At 67.8% G+C, this 788-nt stretch carries 1 protein-coding gene; it reads left to right on the top strand.

Going from position 1 to position 788, the window contains the following annotated elements; all coding sequences use genetic code 11:
• Positions 1–464 precede the first annotated feature (464 nt).
• Positions 465–788: hypothetical protein (locus IEZ06_RS37040; RefSeq protein ID WP_229799188.1), on the top strand; the 324-nt coding region annotated here is incomplete at its 3' end.

Below are 788 nucleotides of genomic sequence, written 5' to 3'. Positions count from 1 at the left end.
AATTTTTTGTGTGAGGGCCGCCCTTCGGGGCGGCCCTTTCTGTTTTTGCGGGGGTGTGGGGTCGGCCGGTGGGTGTTGCGGGGCGGGGGTTCCGTGCAGCAGCCTCCGGCCGTCGCCGCACGGTTCCGAACCGAGTGATTCGCCCCGAACACGCTGACGACCGTGGAGCAACCCCAACGGTCTGGTAGAGAAGATGAGGCGGCTCTCGGAGCAGGCTCAGGCAGTGATCGAGTCTCTCTGCAGGACCTGCAGGGTCTGGGGACTTTGAGTGACTTGCTAGGCTGGAGAGGCCGGGCCACCCCCACCGCGGGTGGCCTTCGTCGCGCCAGACCACGACAGGGCGGGGCAGCGATAGCGAACGGGGCGCACCCCGCGGCCGGAGACCGCCCGTACAACGATTCGTCCCATGAACCAAGACGGGACGCGCTCGCCAAATGAGCAAACGAATGGACCAGAAGTGAACAGTGACAACGGGCGTGACGGCGAGGGCCGCCGCGAGGAGAGCGAGAACCGCGGATCGAGCGGTCAAGGGGGCTACCGCGGCGAACGCATGGACCAAGGCGGCCGCACCGGCGACGGTCCGCGATACGGAGAGCGACGCGAGGGCCGTTCCGGAGGAACATACGGTTCGAGGGATCGGGGGGATCGTCCGTCGTTCAACCGGGACGACCGTCCCGGCGGCCGGCCTTACGGTGACCGGGACGGCGGGTTCCGCGGTCGTGACGACCGTGGTGGTCAGCGTTCGTACGGTGATCGGGATCAGGCTCGGGGGGATCGTCCGTCGTTCG

The organism is Planomonospora antibiotica, from assembly GCF_014647955.1.
GTDB classification, from domain to species: domain Bacteria; phylum Actinomycetota; class Actinomycetes; order Streptosporangiales; family Streptosporangiaceae; genus Planomonospora; species Planomonospora parontospora.
Note: the sequence above shows the minus strand (reverse complement) of the source record. Positions and strands in the feature narration are given on the sequence as shown.